1 protein-coding gene is annotated in these 1,914 nt (G+C 67.9%); it reads left to right on the top strand.

The annotated features are described in order from the left end of the window. Nucleotides 1-202: 202 nt before the first annotated feature. The gene (ettA, locus tag ACFVGO_RS35110) at nt 203-1,867 is read left to right on the top strand and encodes an energy-dependent translational throttle protein EttA (RefSeq protein WP_359910599.1); all 1,665 of its coding nucleotides are present in this window, start codon (nt 203-205) and stop codon (nt 1,865-1,867) included. Nucleotides 1,868-1,914: the final 47 nt, after the last annotated feature.

The raw sequence follows: 1,914 nt of genomic DNA, 5'->3' as shown, positions 1-1,914 counted from the left end.
GCTCCCCGCACCCGTGCGGGGAGCCGGGCCGTCGCGTTCGCGGGGCGGGGCGGAAGGGACGCTGGTGGCGGGGCCCGGGCGGGCGGGGAGCGGCTCCGGATACCCCCGTGGGGTCACCTGGGCGGTTCGGGCTCCGGGCCGGGTGCGGCACAATGGAAGGCTGCAAGCCGAATTACTCCCGACGACGCCGGAGCGATCTCACGTGGCGGAATACATCTACACGATGCGCAAGGTGCGCAAGGCTCACGGAGACAAGGTCATCCTTGACGACGTGACGCTCAGCTTCCTCCCCGGAGCGAAGATCGGCGTCGTGGGCCCCAACGGCGCCGGTAAGTCCACCGTGCTGAAGATGATGGCCGGCCTGGAGCACCCCTCCAACGGCGACGCCTTCCTCTCGCCGGGCTTCACCGTCGGCATGCTGCTCCAGGAGCCGCCGCTGGACGAGTCCAAGACCGTCCTGGAGAACGTCGAGGACGGCGTCAAGGAGATCAAGGGGAAGCTCAACCGCTTCAACGAGATCGCCGAGCTGATGGCGACCGACTACTCGGACGCGCTGCTGGACGAGATGGGCAAGCTCCAGGAGGACCTGGACCACGCCAACGCCTGGGACCTCGAGGCCCAGCTGGAGCAGGCCATGGACGCGCTGGGCTGCCCGCCCGGCGACTGGCAGGTCACCAAGCTCTCCGGTGGCGAGAAGCGCCGCGTGGCGCTGTGCAAGCTGCTGCTGGAGGCCCCCGACCTGCTGCTGCTCGACGAGCCCACCAACCACCTGGACGCCGAGTCGGTGAACTGGCTGGAGCAGCACCTGGCCAAGTACGCCGGCACCGTCGTCGCCGTCACCCACGACCGGTACTTCCTGGACAACGTGGCCGGCTGGATCCTGGAGCTCGACCGCGGCCGCGCGATCGGCTACGAGGGCAACTACTCCACCTACCTGGAGAGCAAGCAGTCGCGCCTCAAGGTCGAGGGGCAGAAGGACGCCAAGCGCGCCAAGCGCCTCAAGGAGGAGCTGGAGTGGGTCCGCTCCAACGCCAAGGGCCGTCAGGCGAAGTCCAAGGCCCGTCTGGCCCGCTACGAGGAGATGGCGGCCGAGGCGGACAAGATGCGGAAGCTGGACTTCGAGGAGATCCAGATCCCGCCGGGCCCGCGTCTGGGCAGCGTCGTCATCGAGGTCGAGAACCTCAACAAGGCCTTCGGTGAGAAGATCCTGATCGACGACCTGAGCTTCACCCTGCCGCGCAACGGCATCGTCGGCATCATCGGCCCGAACGGCGCCGGCAAGACCACCCTGTTCAAGATGCTCCAGGACCTGGAGACCCCGGACAGCGGCACGGTCAAGGTCGGCGAGACCGTCAAGATCAGCTACGTCGACCAGACCCGCTCCAACATCGACCCGAAGAAGACCCTCTGGGAGGTCGTCTCCGACGGTCTGGACTGGATCAACGTCGGCCAGGTCGAGATGCCGTCCCGCGCCTACGTGTCGGCCTTCGGCTTCAAGGGCCCGGACCAGCAGAAGCCGGCCGGCGTGCTCTCCGGTGGTGAGCGCAACCGCCTGAACCTGGCGCTCACCCTCAAGCAGGGCGGCAACCTGCTGCTCCTCGACGAGCCCACCAACGACCTGGACGTCGAGACGCTCTCCTCGCTGGAGAACGCCCTGCTGGAGTTCCCCGGCTGCGCCGTGGTCATCTCCCACGACCGCTGGTTCCTGGACCGAGTGGCCACCCACATCCTCGCCTACGAGGGCGACAGCAAGTGGTTCTGGTTCGAGGGCAACTTCGAGTCGTACGAGAAGAACAAGATCGAGCGGCTCGGCGCCGACGCCGCCCGTCCGCACCGGGCCACGTACAAGAAGCTGACCCGAGGCTGACACCCAGCCGTCACTACGGCCCGGCAGACTGCCCTCCGGGGCGGCCT

It is taken from the genome of Kitasatospora sp. NPDC057738 (genome assembly GCF_042798815.1).
Lineage (GTDB): Bacteria > Actinomycetota > Actinomycetes > Streptomycetales > Streptomycetaceae > Kitasatospora > Kitasatospora lactacystinica.
Note: the sequence above shows the minus strand (reverse complement) of the source record. Positions and strands in the feature narration are given on the sequence as shown.